General features: G+C 70.5%; 19 protein-coding genes and 1 pseudogene. 3 read left to right on the forward strand and 17 right to left on the reverse strand.

Annotation, left to right across the window (positions count from 1 at the left end; translation table 11 throughout):
- Positions 1-449 precede the first annotated feature (449 nt).
- The 3 genes and pseudogenes from ACTWQC_RS24680 to ACTWQC_RS24690 all read right to left on the reverse strand — a co-directional run bounded on the left by ACTWQC_RS24680 (position 450) and on the right by ACTWQC_RS24690 (position 2756).
- The gene (locus ACTWQC_RS24680; protein WP_443317982.1) at positions 450-1100 is read right to left on the reverse strand and encodes an HAD family hydrolase; all 651 of its coding nucleotides are present in this window, start codon (positions 1098-1100) and stop codon (positions 450-452) included.
- A gap of 9 nt (positions 1101-1109) precedes the next feature.
- A pseudogene (locus tag ACTWQC_RS24685) lies at positions 1110-1514 on the reverse strand (PP2C family protein-serine/threonine phosphatase); the annotation flags it as partial.
- 39 nt (positions 1515-1553) lie between these two features.
- The gene (locus tag ACTWQC_RS24690; RefSeq protein WP_443317983.1) at positions 1554-2756 is read right to left on the reverse strand and encodes an RNA-guided endonuclease InsQ/TnpB family protein; all 1203 of its coding nucleotides are present in this window, start codon (positions 2754-2756) and stop codon (positions 1554-1556) included.
- A 728-nt stretch (positions 2757-3484) separates the two neighbouring features.
- Here ACTWQC_RS24690 and ACTWQC_RS24695 point away from each other — a divergent pair.
- The 3 genes from ACTWQC_RS24695 to ACTWQC_RS24705 all read left to right on the forward strand — a co-directional run bounded on the left by ACTWQC_RS24695 (position 3485) and on the right by ACTWQC_RS24705 (position 6389).
- A complete protein-coding gene (locus ACTWQC_RS24695; RefSeq protein WP_443317984.1) occupies positions 3485-3709 on the forward strand; it encodes a hypothetical protein in 225 nt (74 codons plus the stop codon).
- A 316-nt stretch (positions 3710-4025) separates the two neighbouring features.
- Positions 4026-5087: a LacI family DNA-binding transcriptional regulator gene (locus ACTWQC_RS24700; RefSeq protein ID WP_443317985.1), complete on the forward strand. Its 1062-nt coding sequence runs from the start codon at positions 4026-4028 to the stop codon at positions 5085-5087.
- Positions 5088-5243: 156 nt separating this feature from the next.
- The gene (locus ACTWQC_RS24705; RefSeq protein ID WP_443317986.1) at positions 5244-6389 is read left to right on the forward strand and encodes a helix-turn-helix domain-containing protein; all 1146 of its coding nucleotides are present in this window, start codon (positions 5244-5246) and stop codon (positions 6387-6389) included.
- Positions 6390-6466: 77 nt separating this feature from the next.
- Here ACTWQC_RS24705 and ACTWQC_RS24710 read toward each other — a convergent pair whose 3' ends face one another.
- The 14 genes from ACTWQC_RS24710 to ACTWQC_RS24775 form a co-directional block, all read right to left on the reverse strand.
- The gene (locus ACTWQC_RS24710; protein WP_443317987.1) at positions 6467-7354 is read right to left on the reverse strand and encodes a peptidoglycan DD-metalloendopeptidase family protein; all 888 of its coding nucleotides are present in this window, start codon (positions 7352-7354) and stop codon (positions 6467-6469) included.
- A 31-nt stretch (positions 7355-7385) separates the two neighbouring features.
- On the reverse strand, positions 7386-8567 hold the full coding sequence (locus tag ACTWQC_RS24715) for an ABC transporter permease (RefSeq protein WP_443317988.1): 1182 nt from the start codon (positions 8565-8567) through the stop codon (positions 7386-7388).
- The gene (locus ACTWQC_RS24720; RefSeq protein WP_443317989.1) at positions 8548-9474 is read right to left on the reverse strand and encodes an ABC transporter ATP-binding protein; all 927 of its coding nucleotides are present in this window, start codon (positions 9472-9474) and stop codon (positions 8548-8550) included. The genes ACTWQC_RS24715 and ACTWQC_RS24720 overlap by 20 nt, the downstream gene beginning before the upstream one ends.
- The gene (locus tag ACTWQC_RS24725; protein ID WP_443317990.1) at positions 9471-10235 is read right to left on the reverse strand and encodes a class I SAM-dependent methyltransferase; all 765 of its coding nucleotides are present in this window, start codon (positions 10233-10235) and stop codon (positions 9471-9473) included. Before ACTWQC_RS24725 ends, ACTWQC_RS24720 begins: the two co-directional genes overlap by 4 nt.
- Positions 10232-10732, reverse strand: coding sequence for a hypothetical protein (locus tag ACTWQC_RS24730; protein ID WP_443317991.1), 501 nt, complete (start codon positions 10730-10732; stop codon positions 10232-10234). The genes ACTWQC_RS24725 and ACTWQC_RS24730 overlap by 4 nt, the downstream gene beginning before the upstream one ends.
- Positions 10733-10818: 86 nt before the next feature.
- The gene (locus ACTWQC_RS24735) at positions 10819-11814 is read right to left on the reverse strand and encodes an alpha/beta fold hydrolase (RefSeq protein WP_443317992.1); all 996 of its coding nucleotides are present in this window, start codon (positions 11812-11814) and stop codon (positions 10819-10821) included.
- A complete protein-coding gene (locus ACTWQC_RS24740) occupies positions 11811-12647 on the reverse strand; it encodes a hypothetical protein (protein WP_443317993.1) in 837 nt (278 codons plus the stop codon). Before ACTWQC_RS24740 ends, ACTWQC_RS24735 begins: the two co-directional genes overlap by 4 nt.
- 140 nt (positions 12648-12787) lie before the next feature.
- On the reverse strand, positions 12788-12988 hold the full coding sequence (locus ACTWQC_RS24745) for a hypothetical protein (protein ID WP_443317994.1): 201 nt from the start codon (positions 12986-12988) through the stop codon (positions 12788-12790).
- 46 nt (positions 12989-13034) lie between these two features.
- Positions 13035-13226 (reverse strand): hypothetical protein, encoded by a 192-nt coding sequence (locus ACTWQC_RS24750; protein ID WP_443317995.1) that lies wholly within the window; start codon positions 13224-13226, stop codon positions 13035-13037.
- Positions 13227-13390: 164 nt separating this feature from the next.
- Complete coding sequence (locus ACTWQC_RS24755; RefSeq protein ID WP_443317996.1) at positions 13391-13783, reverse strand: hypothetical protein; 393 nt, start codon at positions 13781-13783, stop codon at positions 13391-13393.
- A 516-nt stretch (positions 13784-14299) separates the two neighbouring features.
- Complete coding sequence (locus tag ACTWQC_RS24760; protein ID WP_443317997.1) at positions 14300-15397, reverse strand: class I SAM-dependent methyltransferase; 1098 nt, start codon at positions 15395-15397, stop codon at positions 14300-14302.
- Entirely contained in the window at positions 15394-16614 is a 1221-nt protein-coding gene (locus ACTWQC_RS24765) for a glycosyltransferase (protein WP_443317998.1), read from the reverse strand. The genes ACTWQC_RS24760 and ACTWQC_RS24765 overlap by 4 nt, the downstream gene beginning before the upstream one ends.
- Positions 16611-17456 carry an alpha/beta fold hydrolase gene (locus ACTWQC_RS24770; RefSeq protein ID WP_443317999.1) on the reverse strand — a complete coding sequence of 282 codons (846 nt, stop codon included), beginning with the start codon at positions 17454-17456 and terminating at the stop codon, positions 16611-16613. Before ACTWQC_RS24770 ends, ACTWQC_RS24765 begins: the two co-directional genes overlap by 4 nt.
- A 3-nt stretch (positions 17457-17459) precedes the next feature.
- Positions 17460-17762 (reverse strand): acyl carrier protein, encoded by a 303-nt coding sequence (locus tag ACTWQC_RS24775; RefSeq protein ID WP_443318053.1) that lies wholly within the window; start codon positions 17760-17762, stop codon positions 17460-17462.
- Position 17763 lies beyond the last annotated feature (1 nt).

Raw genomic sequence — 17763 nt, forward strand, 5'->3', positions numbered from 1 at the left:
CGGTGAGCCCCCCGCGGGCGACCCCCCGACCGCCCCCGCCACCCCGACCGACCAGACCACCCCACCCACCGACCCGCCCCCGGGCGGCGGAGTCGAGCAGCCGGAGTCCGGAGCGAAGTGACTCCGGGCAGGCCTCCGAGCTTTGCTGGACGAACGGCCCACGGAAGTCCGGCATTTGGGGTGGATTCTTGGGGGCGCTGGTGCAGCAAAGCGCGTCGACCCCCGCCCTCGCCGCTGGGAGGGAGGGGGGACGCGACGGGGGCGGGGCGGGCCGCGGAGCGGGGAGAGGCGGCCCAGGATTCGAGTGAACCGCGCGGAGCGGCGCGTGCCGAGGGTGTGCGCGCAATTATCTGCATGCGCGCGCTTCACACCCCGTTTGAATGCTCCCTCCCTGAAGGGAGGGATTCTCTATTCCGACATGAGCGCGGGGAGTTCCGCGGGAGGCCGGGCTACTCCTCGATGAGCGGCGGGAGTTCTGCGAGCGAGCCGATGTGCCAGTCCGCCGCCGCGGACGCCGCACTCCCCGCCCACAGGTGGCCCCAGGGCCCGCGGCGGATGTGCGCGACCCGCAGCCCGGCGGCCTTCGCGGGGCCGACGTCGTTGGCGGGGTGGTCGCCGACGTACACGATCCGCTCGGGAACGGCCTGGGCGAGGCCGACCACGCGGTCGAAGAACTCGCGCTCCGGCTTGGCGGCGCCCCACTCCCCCGAGGTGGCGATCGCGTCGGCCGGGAGATCGAGCGCGCGCAGCAGCTCGGCGGCGCGCGCGCTCTGGTTCCCGGCGATCACGACCCGCACACCGGTCTGCCGCAGATCCGACAGGACGGGCCTGACGTCCGGGTACAGGTCGCTCTCCTCGAGCCGCTCCCCGTGCCCGGCGGCCTCCCGCGCCCGGTACTCGGCGGCCACGTCGGCGCCGGGCTTCGCGATCCTGATGGCGTCGGCGCTGTCCCGCCCCTGCGCGACGACCGCCCCGACCAGCGCGGACAGGGCATGCCGTGGAACGCCGAGCCATTCGGCCCACGATGCCCAGTAGCGGTCGTCGCATACGAGGGTTTCCCCGATGTCGAACGCCACGGCCTCGATCCTGCGGACAACCATGCGGGAAGCCTACGGCGTCAGCACGGGCGGCCCGGCCTGCTCCACCCCGCCTGCCACCGCGTCGGCCACGACGTCGGCCACGACATCCGTCACGACATCGGCTACGACGCAGCTGACGTTGTCCGGCCCGCCCGCCCGTATGGCCGCGTCGATCAGCGCCCGGACCGCTTCGGCGGGCTCAGGCGTCGAGCCGACGACGCGGCGGATCTCCTCCGCGTCCACCACGGCGGACAAGCCGTCCGAGCACAGCAGATAGCGGTCACCGGCGCGCACATCGCGTACGCCCAGGTCGGGGGCGAACTCCCCGCCGCCGCCCATGGCACGCAGCAGCAGCGCCCGCTGCGGGTGCGAGGCGGCCTCCTCTGCCGTGATGCGCCCCTCGTCGACCATCGACCGGACGAGCGTGTGGTCGTGCTTGAATGCTCTCCCTCGTGAACGAGGGAGATTCCTGGCTCACGCTGCTCGGTCGCTCAGCGAGCGATCGAGTCTTACGCGATCGGCACCAGCCGGGTTCAGACCAGCCCGGACGAGCATCACGCGGGCGGAGTTCTTGTCCCTGGGGGATGTGGCTCCGCACGCGGTGCAGGTGTAGGTACGTTCCGACAGCGGAAGTGCGTGCTTGGTTCTCGCTCCGCAGGACGCGCAGTCCATAGTGGTGTGCGCGGGATGCACCAGGCGTACCTCGCGCCCGTGCTTGCGGCCCATCTCCAGCAGGGCCGCCTTGGTGGCACTGATGGCGGCGTCGGCTGCTTTGCGGGCCATGGTCGTCTTGGCGAGGAACTTCGGACGGAAGTCCTCCACGACGATGACATCGTGGTCGCGCACGACCTTCTTCGCCCACTTGCGGCCGGTGTCCTGCCGCTGCCGGGCGATCTTCTTGTACGTCTTCGCTCGCAGCCTCTTCGCTTCCCGGTAGCCCTTCGATGCGGGCTGCCCTTTCTTCGGTTTACGACGCGCCATCATCCGGTCGTAGCGGGTCAGCTTCTCCTTGGCCTTCCTGCCGTGCCGGGTGTGCCGGAGGTCGTGGGCGTCGCTAGTGGTGGTCGCCGTTTCCTTCACGCCCCAGTCGATCCCGATCACCGCACCGGTTGGCGGGAGCGGCTGGAGCTGGGCGGGAGTGACGAACGAGCAGTACCAGTGGCCGAGGCTGTCGCGGTACACCCGCACCGAGGAAGGCTCGGCCGGCAGCGGCCGCGACCACACCACCCGCACGACGATGCCGCCCGCCAGATGCAGACGCCCGTCCTTGAGCCGGAAGCCGCGCCGCGTGTAGTTCAGCGTCGGCTCCGCCTCGCGCTTCCGCTTGTACGTCGGCATTCCCGCCCGCTGCCTGATCGGCAGGCGGTCCTTAAGGTCTTTGAGGGCCTTCGCACGGGACTTTGCGAAGTCGCGGATGATCTGCTGCTGCGGAACCGAACCGCCCTTGCGCAGCCAGGTGTTGGCTGCCCTGGCCTCGGTGAGCATCTTGTCAAGGCGGGCCGGGCCGCACGTCTCGCCGTCCCGGTGCGCCTGCTGGGAGCGGGCAACACACTCGTTCCAGACCCACCGGCATCGGTCCCACTCCGCCTCCAGCGCGGCACGGGCGGTCGAGGGCACACGCAGTCGGTAGGTGTAGCGGGCATGCCCGGCTTCCGCAGCCGCCTTCACCTGCGCCATGTCTTCCCCCCTCACGGTTCCCGGCCGGGATGCCGTGGCAGCCCGAGCCCTCCGATGAGACCGTATGTGCGACCGCCGCACACCCATACCCCGATCACGCGGCCACCACCCCAACCAGCGATCACAGGCACACGCGTTCGCATCACCCCGGCTCCGCCGGGCAGCTGTGCGGGCGCTCCGCGCCCGGAACCGGATACGGCGACGCTCCGCGTCGCAACGCCCGGATGCGATTCCTCCCGGCGTAAACGCCGGGGCATCCGCAAGAAACAGGTGATCTGGAAGAACCGCCATCGCGGAGGAGATACGCGCGCGAGTCACCGATGTGGACGAGGGCCAGCCGGGAGCCGGACCACAGCATCGCGGTAAGTGTGGTGCCCACACCCGCCAGGCCGGGTCGGACCCGGCCAGCTCGCTGACGGTGTCGCTGGCCTGGCGGGCCGCCTCCTCAAGGGCGTGAGGAGATCGCCGAGCGGGCCGTCGCCGGTCTCGAGCCGCTTGAGGGCCTCGGTGGCGACGGCGCCGGCGGGCGTACGGACGGTCGAGCCGATGGACGCGCTCGCAGCGCCAGCAGCGCTCGAGGCCTCCCCGCCGCCGAAGCCGTCGGCCACGGCGAGGAGCCGCGGGCCCCGTACGCCGCGGTCAACCGTCGGCGGCGGTTCCCCGCCGTACCCGCCCCCGGCGCCACCGACCGGGATGCGGCGCGGCGCGTCCCGCAGCACTCTGGACGTATGGCTGCCGAGCACCCGCCCGTGATCGTGCACCCGCCGTCCCCGTCCGGCGGGCGGCGCGTGACCGTGCACGGCCAGATCGTGGGGCTGGCCCACGGCCGCGGGGACGTCGCCGAGTTCCTGCGCGCGGCAGGACTTGATCCGGCGGAGGTCTCGCTCAACGACCGGACGCTCATCGAGTGGCGCGGCGGCGACCTGGACCACTGGCCCCGCCCGGCCGCCTGACTGCCTACCGCTCCTGCGCCGGTCCTCTGGGCGCAGGCCTCTGACCTGCACCGATCGCCTGAGTAGCGGCTGACGTGAGGATGACGTGAGGATAACCACGCTCAGTAGTCGTCGGCGTCAGGCCGCAGGGAACGGTGGGCCCTCCTCGCACCGCCGCCGCCCCGGCAGGGCGGCATGGACACGCTCTCACCTCGGGATGCATCATCCATGACGTGCGTCGTTGACGCGGGCACAGGTCTCACGGGCCCGTGAAGGCGGATTGATCATCGCCGGATGTGTCGCGATAGGCTCACGCCGAGGCGGAGGGTGCATACGCATGCAGGAGGCGAGGTCCTCAAGGCCGACCATGAAGGACATCGCGTGCCGGGTCGGCGTGAGTATCAAGAGCGTGTCCCGCGTCCTCAATGGCGAGCCGGGGGTCTCCCCCGCGACCGCCCAGCGGATCACCGACGTCGCCCGGGAACTCGGCTTCCGCCGCAATGATCTCGCCCGCAACCTGCGCCAGGGCACACGTTCAGGTGTGGTGGGCCTGGTGCTGAAGCACTCGGCGACGCGCTTCTTCGGGGAGCTCGTCCGCGGGGTCGATGAAGTGGCGGCGCAGGCGAACTCCGTGGTGGTCACGGCGAACACCCGCACTGCCGGCCGGGAGAAGGAGACCCTGCAGATGCTGTCGTCGCGGCGGCTCGACGGTCTGCTCATCGTTCCGACCGGCGACGATCACTCCTTCCTGGCCCCCGAGCAGGCGACGGGCATCCCCCTCGTCTTCGTCGACCGCCCGCCCCGGGGGCTGTCCGCGGACACCGTCCTCGCCGACGACGGCGTGGCGGGCGCCGGAGTCGCCGAGCACCTGCTGCGACACGGCCACCACAGGACGGCCGTCATCGGGGCGGCCGCGGGGCAGTACACGGTCGACGAGCGCGTTCGCGGCTTCCGCGAAGCGATGCACCGTGCGGGAACTCCTGTCGGCGACGACCTCGTACGTCTGGGCGTCGAGGACATCCGGGCGGCGCGGGCCGCGACCGCCGCGCTGCTCGGCTCGGCGAACCCTCCCACCGCGCTGTTCACCCTGAACAGCGTGTGCACCACGGGCGCTCTCCTGGCGCTCCACGAAGCCGGTGTGCGGGACCGTCTCGCCCTGGTCGGCTTCGACGACTTCGAGACCGCCGACCTGCTCAGCCCGCCGGTCACGGTGGTGGCGCACGACCTGGCCGCCATGGGGCGGACAGCGGCCCGCAGGCTCTTCGACCGCGTCGCCGGGCTCGATGAGCCTCCCCGCACCTTCGTCATCCCGACCGAGTTGATCGCGCGCGGCTCCGGGGAGATCCCGGGCCCCGGACGGACGCGGATGGCGACAGCGGGGTCTGCCCGGCACGCGTGAAGTTCCGCTCCACGTCGGCCAGTTGGGGCCGACTGCGCACTCTGCCGAGGCTGGGAACGGCCATTCGACGGAGCATGAACGTCAACGTTGACGTACTGCAGGCGGTCGGGAAGGATCCATTGCCGTAAATCGCTGCTTCCACCCGAGGGAGGGGGAGTGCCGGCATCCGGTGACGTGGCCGAGTTCGCCGCGCTGATGCACGAGTTGAAGACCCGGGCCAACCGCAGCTACGCGGCCCTGGCGAAGCGGACCGGGTTGAGCGGTTCGGCCCTGCACCGCTACTGCTCGGGCGCGGGCGTTCCCCATGAGTACACCTCGGCGGAGCGCATCGCCAGGGTGTGCGGGGCGACTCCCGAGGAGTTGGCCGAGCTGCACAAACTGTGGGTCCTCGCGGATGCGGAGTGGCGCCGGCGCCAGCCGCGAGCCGGTCAGAGCCTGCAGGGCGCACCGGGCAACGGTGCGGCGGACGAGCCTGCGCCGGCCGCCGAGCACTCCACGCGGACCGAAGAAGCGGCCGGAGAACGGGCCGGAGTACGGGCCGGAGAAGTCGCGGAGCGCGCACCGTCCCGCCCGCCGGTGCGGGAGTTCGAAGACCCCACGCGATGGCTGATCACCGGTGGACTGGCGCTCGCCCTGGTGGCCTTCGTCACGCTGGCCGTGGCCTTCACACCGGGGGCGGGCGAGGATCCGGCGCATCCGGCCGGTGACCCGAAAACCGGCTCTTCAGGGAAACTGCTGTTGAGCACCACATGCCCTGTCGTGTTGAGCATGGGCGAGGAAGATGCGTGTGTACGGGAGACCCAGCAGCTTCTGGCCAAGGCGGGGGCCTCGCTGGACATCGACGGCATGTTCGGGCCGGTCACTCAGATGCGGGTGATCGTCTTCCAGCTCTTCGCCGGACTGAATCCCAACGGAATCGTCGACGAGCGCACCAAACGGGCCCTCTACGAAGGCAAGGTGCGCTTGCGGCCGTGGTCCGCGCCCCGGCTGGAGCGCCGGATCCGGGAGGTCTTCGCCGAGGAACCGGATCGGGCAGTCGGGATCGCGCGCTGCCAGTCGCATCTCGATGCGCTCTTCAGTCTGGCCAACTCCAACGGGACGCGTAACTGGGGCGTGTTCCAGCTCTCCGACCGCGCCCTGAGAGAGCTGGGCGGAACGCGGCTGCAGGCGCTGGACCCCGAGTGGAACATCCGCGCGGCACGCCGGCTGTGGTCGCGTACCAAGGACTTCCGTGCCTGGACGTGCAACGAGGCGTACGAGACGGCCAGTCCCTCTCCGACCGCGACCCGCGGCGCGCCCTGATTCACGGCTCGGCGAAGAACGGATCAGCTGCCCGCGGCCACGTCCGGTGCACCGCCGGATCCCAGCATCGTGCGCGGCTACCCGCATCCGGCCTGCGGTTCACGAGCCACCAGTGTCTTGTCGTTCGCCGGAACGCACGTGCCCCGTCCGTCCTCCACACCGATGTCGGCGAACGCGAACGGGATGCCGATGGCACGGCTCGCGCGCGGGTGGTCCATCAACTGGAAGTGGATGTGGGGTTCGCTGGAATTCCCGGAGTTGCCGCATTCGGCGACCTGCTCGCCGGAGCGGACCGCATCCCCCGCCCGTACCGTGACCGTGCCCTTCCTGAGGTGGGCCAGCACCGCGTACGCTCCGTCGCCCACGTCGAGCACGATGTGATTGCCGAACAGCATCCGTGCCCCGCCGGCTTCGCGGATCATCGCCTCGGCGAACATGCAGGCCAGACCGAGAGGGCCGGTGCGCGCCCTGTGGTCCCGCTCCGAGTCGTGGACGGCGACGACCTCCCCGTCGGCCGGTGCGTAGACCGGTCGCCCGAAGGACGGAAACCTGCCGGGGGCGATCAGGCCCTTCTCCGCGGGTTCGCCGCGCCCGGGAACGCCTTCGGGCACATGGACCAGGTCCACGGCGAAGGTCTGGGCGAGGGAGTGGATGCCGTGGCTCGGCACCGCGCTGCCCGGGCTGTTGACCACCATCCAGCGCCCTGCCACCGGCGCCCCCGTGACGCGGGAGTCGCGCCGGGGCCCCATCGGCAGGAAGAGCAGGCCGAAGCCCGCCGTGCAGAAGAACAGGCCGGTGAACACCGCGCCGAGGCCGAGCAGGGTGCGCACCGTGCGGTCGGGGACGACGATGAGCAGCGCCACGCCGAGGCACACGAGCACGACGCCGCCGCGGGCGAGTACCGGCCGGGCCCTCATCAGCCGTCGGAACGTGCGCAGTTCGATCAGCTTGGCGTTCGGTGTCACAGGTGGAGCCCTTCGGTTTGCCGTGCCGCTGTCAGGCGTTCTGCAGGATCTGCGTGATCTTCATGCGCTTGCCGGTGTGCAGGATCGACCGGTTGTAGATGACGCCGCCCAACCAGACTACGAACGCCGTCACCGCCAGCAGGATCACCGCGGGAAGCACGATCTCGGCCGGGGAGGCCACGCCTCCGGCCATCCGCAGGGGGACGAGAATGGCGGAGAACGGCGGTATGTAGCTGAACGCGGCGAGCCAGCCCGCACCGATGTCCTGCAGCCCGATCACCGCGATGACCAGCGCCGTGGTGTTGACCAGTTGCAGGGGGATCGTCAGGCCTGCCAGCTCTTCCTGGCGGGAGACCATCGAGCCCACGGCCCCGTAGACGAAGCCGTAGAAGAGGAACCCGAGGAGGTACCACGCTAGGCTCGCCCCTGCCACCTGCAGGATCGTGGACTCGATGGCCAACGCCCCCGAAACCGAAGCGGTCACGACACCCGCGGCCGCCACGGCGAGCAGCTGGATCAGGCCGACCGCCCCGATCCCGAGGACCTTGCCGATCAGCAGCGGAGTCGGGCGTACCTTGGCGAGGAGGATCTCGATCACCCGGGTGCTCTTCTCCTCCACGACGCCCTGCGCGACCGAGCCGCCGGAGCCGACGATCTGGCTGAACAGCATGAGCGAGACGACATAGGCCAGGACCACGCGCTGCTCGTCACCGGAGTCGGTGGTGGTGAAGTGGACTTGGGAGTGGACGGCCAGTGCCTCGACGTCCGCGCCCTGCCGCCGCAGTTCGTCGGTGAACGCCTGCCGCTCCAGGCGGGCGGTCAGCCAGTCGGCCAAGGCCCGATCGGACGACTGCCGCACGGTGATCGTCACATCCGAGCCGTTGACGACGGCCATGCCGTCGACGTCCTCAGCGTCGAGCAGGCTACGCGCTCGGGCCACGCTCCCGGCCTCGCGGATCTCGACCTGCTCACCCGCAGTTCCGTGCGCCGTCAGTGCGGCCTTCTGACGCGTGGACAGCCCGACGACCGCGACCGACTTGCCGTCGTCGCCGCCGAAGAAGCTCGGCAGCAGCGCAAGTATCGCGACGATCGCCATGGTCAGCAGAGTGCCGGCGATGAAACCCGCGGAGCGCAGCCGGGTGCGCAGCTCCCGCGAGGCCACGAGCCGTACGGACGTGGGCGCGGAGAGATGGTCAGGCTCGGTCGGGGCCATCCGGGTTCACCACGTCTCGGTAGAGATCGGTCAGGTTGGGCTGGGCGAGGGTGAACTCGCGGACGGGGCCGAGGGACTGGGCCGCGGCCAGCAATTCCTGGTCACGGCCCCTCTCGATCTCGACACGGCAGGCGTTGTGCTCGCACTCGAGCTCGGTCACTCCCTCAAGGCTCGCGGTCCATCCGGGCGTGATCCCGTCGCCGACGATCCGGTAGCTCACGGGCTCGCTCTCCCGCAGTGCGCCGACCGACCCGCACGCCACGATGCGGCCGCCGGAGATGATGACCACCTCGTCGCAGAGCCGTTCCACGAGATCGAGTTGGTGGCTGGAGAACAGCACGGGCTTGCCCAGCGCCGCCTGCTCCTTGAGCACGTCGCTCATGACACCGACCGCGGTGGGGTCGAGCCCGGAGAAGGGCTCGTCGAGGATGAGCATCCGGGGATCGTGCAGCAGGGCCGCTGCGAGCTGGACCCGTTGCTGGTTGCCGAGGCTCAGCTCGGACAGCCGGGCCTGCCCGGCCGCCCCGAGTCCGAGCCGCCCGGTCCACTGCCCGGCCGCCTCGCCCGCTTCCTCCGCGGAGAAGCCGCTCAGCCGGCCGAGGTAGGTCAACTGCTCCAGGACGCGCATCCGCGGGTAGAGACCGCGCTCCTCCGGCATGTAGCCGATGCGCTTGCGCTCCCTGACGCCGATGGGCTCGCCGTCGACGAGCACCTGTCCGGAGTCCGCCGAGGTCAGGCCGAGCACGATCCGCATGGTCGTGCTCTTGCCGGCACCGTTGCTTCCGACGAACCCCACGATCCGTCCCGCCGGTACGGAGAAGCCGACGTCGTGCAGCACCTGTTTGTCCGCGTAGGCCTTGACGAGGCCGACGAGGTCCAGGTCCTGGGTGCTCTCGCCCGCGCTCACCGGCTCTGCTCCGGCTTCCGGTAGGTCGCCACGAACATGGGCCCCTCCTCGGCGTACGGGCCGCCTGACCAGTCCGCGTGGTGACCGACCGGCTCCAGGCCCGCGTCGGCGGCGTAGCCGTCGGTCTCCGCGGGGGTGGTCAGCCTGCTCAGCTCGGTGCCGATCCGGAACTCGCCCTGGTGGAACCAGATGTGGGAGGCCTGCCACAGCGACGCCTGCGCATCGATCATCCACGAGGTGAACAGGCCGGTGTTCGGCTCGCCGTACGGGACGAAGAAGGTGGCGGTGCGCTTTCCCTCGGCCATCGCCAGGATGCCGGGGGCGTTGTGCGTCTCGATGACCAGGTGGCCGCCTGGAGCGAGCCGGTCCGCCGCGTGCCGCACGGCCTCCTTCTGCTGCCCGGCGTCCAGCACCATCGACAGCGTGCCGCAGACGCAGTACACGAGGTCGTAGACGCGCTCATCGGTATAGGTGCGCAGATCGGCGTGGACCGCCTTCACATCCACGCCGGCGGGCTCCGCATCGCGGCAGAGCCCGTCGAGCATCTCGGGGGACGAGTCGACCCCGACGACCGTGCCGATCCGCCGGGCGAGCGGGATCGCGATCCGGCCGGTGCCCACGCCGAGTTCGAGAGCACCGCGGTCACCTGCCAAGGCGGCCAGTGTGCCGGCCGTGCGGTCCGCGGAGGCGTCCTTGGGAAACAGTTGGTCGTAGAATGCCGCGAACTGGCGGCCGTATCCGATGTCGTCGACCTGCGTCATGCGATACCTGCCGAATTCAGTGGTACGAACGGTGAGATGAAGGCGTACTGGGGATCTTCCGAATCGTCGTGGCCGCTGTACTGCACCACCAGGAACTGGAATCCCTTGATCGCCGCATGCCGTTCGTCCTCCTCTTCTTCCCTGATCCGGCGGATCACGAAGTCGCGAAGCAACCGGTACGCCGCAGCGTCAACGATCTTCACGTCCTTCTTCCCCACCACTCCGACGATCTCGTTGCAGGTGTCGAAGACCGCTTTTTCCTGGCGCCGGCCGGGAAACCACACGACCTGCCGCCACCTCCTCTCGTGGATCCGGGAGGCCGCCTTCCACGGTGACTCCTCGTCCGTGACCGACAGGGTCCGGAACAGCAGATGGAAGTCGTGTCTGGCGGGCTCAGGGGCGAAGAACCTCCAGTTCGGTATCAGCAGGCCGACGTGGTCGTATCTGCGCAGCCGGTCGAACGTCCGGAGCGGATGCTGGCTCAGCAGTGTGACCACGAGCCACGAGGCGAAAGCGAACTCCACCGCGCGGGCCGCGGCGGCCCCCTTCCCCGGCACGGACCTGCCTCTTCCGGGCATCGGCATTACCGCCCCTCGTCCGTTGTCCTGAGCTGGGTGACGAATGCGCCGATCAGCGCGGAGATCTCGCTTGCCGGCCGCTGGTTGAGCAGCAGTTCGTCGTGTTCGGCATCGTCGATGCAGTGCTGGTCGCCGCTCGGCGCCGACGCCACGAGTTCCGCGTGGAGTTCCGCCTGGGCCCTGTCTTTGTGGTGCGTCCTGGTCGCGGCGACCAGGCGCAGCGGAACACCGATTTTGGGAAGGATTCCGTCGTGGTTGAGGAATTCGGCATAGGCGGCCCGCCATTCGCGGCGGCCCGCCTGCCACAGTTTCCGGTCGCGGTACTGGGCGAGGGCGAGCGCCCGCGTGTCCGCGGGCAGCCAGGCCAGCCACTCCGGGGGCGGGAGCAGCGCGCCGAGGCCCAGGCGGATGGACTGCGGCATGAGCGACAGCGCGAAGGTGAGGGTCCGGGCGCCCTCGGCCTGGGACTGCGACCTGTGCAGCTCGGCCGGGTGGCTCGGGTCGATGAGCACCGCGCCGACGGTGATGTCGCGCAGCGACTCGAGCGCCCGCACGATGAGATACCCGCCGAGCGAGTGGCCGACGAGCACCACGGGGCGCTCACCGGCCACCCCGCGTACGAGGTCGGTGAGGTCGGCGACCGCCGCGCCGAGCGTGAACGGATCCGTCCGCCGGTATTCGCTCCGGCCGTAGCCGGCGCGGTTGTACGACAGCACCGGATGGTCGCGGGCCAGCGCGCGCCGGAGCCACACCCAGTGCTCCGACGTGGACAGCAGGCCCGTCTCGAAGACCACGACCGGATCGAGGGGCGCCGTCTGGCGGTCCGTCCCGGTGAACCGGTACGCCAGCAGGTTGCCCGCGCTGGTCTCGAAGAGCTCCTCGTCCCGCATACCGCGCAGCACCTTGCGGTGGCGCAGGAACTGGGCCGCGACTCCCGTCGCGCACGTGGCACCCAGCAGCCCTCCCGCGACGCGGGGAAGGATATTGCTCCTGCCGCTCATCGCCCGCCTCCGGGAAGCCCGCGGCGCTGGGTCACGTACAGCACGGCCGGATAGGTCGCCACGAACGCCCAGACGAACCGACCGAGACCCATCACGCGGGCGTTGACCAGGTGGAAGGCCCCGGTCGCGGTCAACAGCGCGGCGCCGGCCCTGCCCTTCGCCAGAAACACCGCCGGGAAGGCGCACTCCATGGCGAGCACCGCGTGCCCCAGGATCTTGGAGGACCGGGGGTAGCGCTGGATGAGCCGGAAGACCTGCGCGTCCCCGTAGGTCTCGGTGCGCATGATTCCGGGCAGCGCCGCGCCGGTGCGCCAGGTCGGGCTGACGACCTTGACGTATCCCGAGATCGCGTAGGACATCGTCGACTGCAGTGCGATGTACCACAGGCAGGCGTCGACGATCCTGGGCTGCCGCTCGCCGATCCGGGCGACGGCCGACGCGGTCTGTACGAGGAAGGAGAGCTGGTCCGAGCCGTCGGTTCCGTAGTGGTGGCGAGGATAGGTGACGAGGGCGGACAGCGCGAGGAAGCCGTTCGCCGCCGCACGGTGGTTCCGGTGGGTGCCCGGCAGGAGCAGCGACGCGGCGGCGGCCGCCCGGGCGCCGTGGATGACCCTGGTGGTTCGCCGGTCCGCGATGAAGTCGAGGGCCTTGCGCACCACCAGTGGCGCCGCCGCGAAGTTCTCCCGGGCCAGGTCCCAGTTGTTCAGCCCGCCCTCACACCGGTCCCGCTCGGTGACCAGGAGCTCCAGGCTGCTGACGAGGTGCGTCATCGCGCTGATCTGCTCTCCGGCGGTCAGCGCCGTGTTCCGGCCGATGGCCGGGGAGGAGAACACTCTCCTCGCGATTGAGGAAATCGCCGACCCCACTGCTGTTCCCGTTCCTTTCCCCGGCCATCGGTCTTCATGTGCCGTCCGGAATCAACGGCGGTCATACGCATACGCTTGCGCGTCGATACCGCCCGGCGGCGGGGACTTCAGCCGAAAACCGCTTGTCCGACCGCCACGCCTGCCGCGAAGGCACCGGCCGAGGCGGCTGCGCCGGCGACACCCGCGGCGAAGGCGGCCGGTGTGGCCAGCACCGGGCTCATCGCACTGATCCACTCGGACTCCGCCGAGTGCATCGAAACCGAACGCAGCTCCTCGCTGGCGTTCACCTTCTCCAGGACAGAAGACATCTACTTCTCCTCGGCTTTCTATGGATTCAGATCTGGTTCGGACGAATCAGTCGTTGACGGCCCAGCTGACCGCGATGCCCCCGCCGAACGCGGCGGCGGTGACGGTCACGCCTGCGGCCACGGCCGCGGGGGTGGCGAGCACCGGCTCGCTCGCGGACAGACTCTCCACGTCCGCGAGACCGGAGGCGGCGGAACGCAGTTCCTCGCTGGCGTTCACCTTCTGCAACATGGTTGCCATTCGTTCCTCCTCGACTATTACTCAACCTGGCGTGCGGGTTGAACCGAGCGAAAAGCTAGCCACAAAAACGTGTCAGCGGTATGGGAATCCGGCGGGAGGGATGGCGGCTTCTTTCAAGGGCGTCCCGCATAAAACCTGTCAACGCTACGGGAGGCGGGGGCAGGTCAATCGGACACCACCGCCGCCCCCACGACGAAGCCCACGATCGCGGCCACGATGGCGATGGCGGCGGACGCCGCACCGACGACGAGCAACGCCTGGGCGGGCCGCCACGCCTCCAGCTGTGCCCGGTGGGCCACGGAGATCGCGACAGGCGGCGGCGCGGCGTCCCCCGCCTCGTCCCGCTGGGCCTGCCGAGCCTCGGTCCTCACAGGTGAGCCCCTGGATTCCGGCTCGTTCGCGATCTCCTCGGCGGCCGCGTGCCACCGCTTCTCCCACAGGTCGACGTCTCCGCCGCACGCCTCGGCATAGGCCAGCGTGACGGCCAGAGAGGGGTGTTGCAGTCCCCGTGCGGCCTCGGCGAGGGTCGCGGCCGAGTAGTGAGCGGACTCCGCCATTTTTCGGTAGGAGGGTCTTCCGGCATCCGTTCGCAGCTCACGCAGTTCGTGGGCGAACCGCTGCACGGTGCCGGCCGATGGATCTATCACTCTTTCTGGCCTGGGCATTGCCCTCCCTTGATGTAAGGCGTCAATGTGCCCGCACAATCGCCGGAGGCGTCACGGCCGCACAACCGGGAGCGGGGATCTTGGGACGGCGGGACGGCGATTGCCGTCCCACCTGGGAAGAGATGACCAGCGGGGGACGCCGCCGGGGACAGCATTCGCGCTCTCGAGGGCCTTACCCTTCCCGCAGACATGGAATGTTCAACTACCCTCGGGAAAACGGGAGTCGCAGCCGCAATGGCCGACGAGAAAGCGGAAGAGCCGATTTCCCATGGGGATTGAGAACGCGGATCGCGGGCGTTCTCGAGAGAGCACGTCGTTTCCCGGTGGGCACGGGATCGGGGCCGGCCGCGGTAGCCCACGCATACGGTTACCGAGAGCAGAGTCGTGCTCGCTGTACGCCGCATCGCGTCAGTCCCGCCGGGCGACCACCCGATAGGCGTTGGCCAGGCCCCACGGGTGTGCCAAGGGCTTGACCAGGAGCCGGTCCAGCAGGGCTGCGGCGAGAAGAGCGGGAACGCCCGCCAGCAGAGTCGCGGTGCGCAGCAGACGGCGGAGCCGGGTCGGCGGCGTCGCCAGCCAGGGAGCGTCCTCCGGCGGGGCGACGGCATCCAGCAGCAGCCATACGGCACCGAGCAGGTCGACCGGGTCATGCGGCTCGGCGTGCTGCTCCGCGACCACGGTGAAACCGAGCTCGGCCAGCTCCTGGCGCAGGTTGGCCACCGGGATGAAGTGGAGGTGCTGCGGCTGGAGCCATGGCAGCCACCAGCGGCCGAGCAGCCGGGCCCAGCGGCTCTCCGGGTCGGGCACTTCGATCAGCAGATGGCCTCCGGGTCGGATCGTCCGCCGTGCCGCCCGGAGTTCACCTCTGGGCTCGGTGCTGTGTTCGAGGTAGTGGAACATGCTCACCACGTCGTAGCCGTCGCCCGGTTTTTCGGCCAGGTCGACGAAGCTGCCGCGGATTCCCCGCTCCACCCGGCCGGCCTGCTCGGCCAGTTCGACGCCTGCGCTGAGGTCGAGCCCGTCGAAGGAGGTGCCGGGGAAGACCGTGCGGGCCGTCTCGCAGTAGTGGCCGTGCCCGGTGCCGACGTCCAGCCAGGTCCCGGGGCGTTCGGCGAAGGGCCGCAGAGACTCGGCGCGTTGCCGGTACATCTTCTGCCGTCCGGCGAAGACGCCGCCGAGACTCTTCTCCCCCAGCCCGTCGTAGAAGTCCCGGTAGTAGAACTCCAGGCCCCCGGCGTTCAGTCTGGGGTTCTGGAAGACGTGACCACACTGCAGGCACTGGTCGAGCAGGAAGCGGCCCGGCTTGTGCTGGAAGAGATCGGACGTCCGAAGCCGTTCCCGGAGCCGGCCCGAGCCGCACCACGGGCAGTCGTCCCGCCGCGGCTCGAAGAACCGCTCGGTGCCCTGGGCCAACTCGGCCTGGTAGCCCGGACGCAGCGCGGAGACGGCCTCGGCGCGGTCGGCCGTCGCGGGCTCTTCGGGTCGTCCGTCGGTGCTGCTGCTCATCGCTTCTCCCTGGGGCCTTCGGCGGCGACCTCGACGGCCAGCTGCTCGAGGTGGGTGGCGGCTGCGGCGGCGCCGCCCGCGGCGCGGAAGGATGCCCCGACGCGCTCGGCCGCGGTGCGGTGACCCGGCTCGTGGAGGACGGTGTCGAGCGCCTCGCCGAGCTGTGGCGCCCTGACCCTGCCGAACCTGACCCGGATGCCCGCCCCGGCGTCCACCACCTGCGCGGCCACGACGGGCTGGTCGTCGCGGATGGGCGCCACGACCAGCGGGACGCCGTGCCACAGGGCCTCGCACACGGTGTTGTGCCCGGCGTGACAGACGACGGCGCCGACGCGTTCGAGCAAGGGCAGTTGAGGGACGCTCGGGAGCACCAGGATGTCCTTGTCCTCCGGGCCGGCCGAGGTGCAGGACGGAGTGCCGAGCGAACCGGCCGGGTCGACGATCATCATCTGCAGGCGGTCGGCGCGGCTGCGCCCGGCCTCTCGGCACTCGGCGAGGAACCGTGCGCCGGCGTCGGCGTTGGCGGTGCCGAGGGTGGTCAGTACGGTGGGGCGCGCAGGGTCGAGCCACTCCCAGGGGAAGCCCGGCGCCACGGGGCGCGCGGCGATCGACGGGCCGACATAGCGGATCCGCTCGCCGGCCCGGGAGGCCCGGCCGGCGAGTTCCTCGGTGGTGAAGGCGAGCACCAGGTGCGGCGAGAAGCGGGGGTCGGCCGTGGCGTCCGGGTCGCCGATGCGGCCGCGCAGCTCATGGAGCAGCCCGCTGAGCCAGGCGTCGATCTTGGGCATGCCGTCGAGCGCTCCGGTGAACTCGGCCGAGGTGGTGGCCGAGGTGGCCCACGGCACGCCCAGCCGTTCGGCGATCAGACCGCCGGCGACGGTCTGCTGGTCGGCGACGAGCACATCCGGGCGGAACGCCTCGACCGCCGCGTGCACACCCGGGGCCATCTCCTCCGCGAGCGGCACCAGGAACCGCTCCCAGAGGAATTTCAGCGCGCCCGGACCTCGCACATCCGGCGGGCGGACGGCACCGCCCTCACCGAGCCGTTGCCCGGCGCAGCGGAAGACCACCGCCCCGCCCCCGGCCAGCTGTCCGACGAACTCCGGCATTCCGGCCCAGGCCACCTGGTGGCCGCGGGCAGCCAGTTCCGCCCCGACGCCGATGGTCGGATTGATGTGCCCGACGAGGGGCGGCACCACGAAGAGGAAGCGGCTCACCGCGCGTCAGCCTCCGCCAGGGCAGGGCCGGGCGGCATGCCGCCCGGCTCGCGGATCCATGACAGGAGGAGGTCGAGAACCTGCGCGGGCGCCTCGGCCAGCACGGAGTGTCCGTGGCCCGGGACGACGACCGAACGGGTGCCGGGAAGCAGCGCCTCCAACCACCGGACGTCCCCGGCGAGTTCCGAGTCGGCGCCGTAGACGGCGAGCACCGGGCAGCACACCGCCCTGACCTGACCCTCGCTCAGCAGCTGGCTTTCCGGGACCTCCTGGGCGAGGGAGGTGGTACGCACCAGCCGGGCCGCCGACTTCGCCAGCCGGGCGGTGTGCGCACCTTGGTGAGCAGTGATCCAGGCCAGCGTTTCGGCCTCGTGCGCGACCAGTTCGGTGGAGATACGCCGGAGGATCCCGGTGATCTCCGCCGCCCAGGCTTCGGTGGCCGGCTTGGCTTCGATCACCGAGAGGCCGGCCACCCGCTCCGGGTGGCGGATGGCGTACTCGAAGGCCACCGTTCCGCCGAAGCAGTTGCCGACCAGATGAACCGGGCCGGTGATCTCCAGTCGGTCGAGCAGCCGCTCCAGATCGGTGACGAACGCGTCGAGGTGGTACCCGTCGGCCGGGCGCTCGCTGCGTCCGTGGCCCCGCTGGTCGTACATGACCACATCTGTCCCGGCGGCGGCGAGGCCCGGGGCAACGGTGAAGTAGTAACTGGCCAGGCTGTCGGTGAGCAGCCCGTGCAGGAGTACGGCGGTGGCGGTGGCCGGGCGGCCGTGGGCCGGGGCCAGGCGCTGCACATGGAGCCTGATGCCGCCCGGCCCGTCGCCGGTGTGGATCATCGTCATGGGTCAGCTCCCCTCGGCAGCCATGAGGCTGCTCTCCTCGGCGGCGCTGAGGCTTCCCTCCTCCGCGGCCCTGAGGCTGCGGACGACGTACGCGACGAGTCTTCCGACCGTGAGGCCGATGATCTCGTCGAGCTCCAGACCGGCCACGAACTCGGCGAAGTTGACCTGCCGCCCGTAGCGGGCCTCCAGGCTGCCCCCCAGAGTGACCAGGTCGATGCTCTCCAGCTCCAGATCCTCGGTGAAGCGGGTCTCCATGGTGATCTCGATGTCGTCGAGGCCGTACTCGTCGAGCATCGCCTCGAGCATC

Origin of the sequence: Streptomyces sp. 8N616 (genome assembly GCF_052246385.1) — a bacterium.
Classification (GTDB): Bacteria; Actinomycetota; Actinomycetes; order Streptomycetales; family Streptomycetaceae; genus Streptomyces.